This window comes from Mesorhizobium sp. M1A.T.Ca.IN.004.03.1.1, from assembly GCF_003997555.1.
GTDB lineage: Bacteria > Pseudomonadota > Alphaproteobacteria > Rhizobiales > Rhizobiaceae > Mesorhizobium.
The window spans coordinates 1-262 of record NZ_RZTV01000505.1; the positions used below are offsets into that span (position 1 = coordinate 1).

Genomic DNA, 262 nt, shown 5'->3' on the forward strand with positions numbered 1-262 from the left:
TTGCGGTCAACACCCTGAGTTACCTCCCATTGATCTACGCTTTGCTGCGCTGGCGGCCAAGCACACCGGTCTCGACTCTGCCGCGTGAGGCGCTCGGCAGCGCGATCTTTGCCGGCTTGCGCTACGTCTCGATGTCGCCCAATCTCGAAAAGGTTCTGGTCAGGGGCCTTATATTCGGTGTCGGCGCCAGCTCCATCCTGGCGCTGCTGCCGATCGTCGCGCTCGATCTCGTCGCCGGCGGTCCGCTGACCTATGGCTTCAT

The 262-nt window shown here is 62.6% G+C and carries 1 protein-coding gene; it reads left to right on the forward strand.

The features are described 5' to 3' along the window. The coding region (locus tag EOD29_RS32645) for an MFS transporter (RefSeq protein WP_206520573.1) at window positions 1–262 on the forward strand (262 nt) is incomplete at both ends.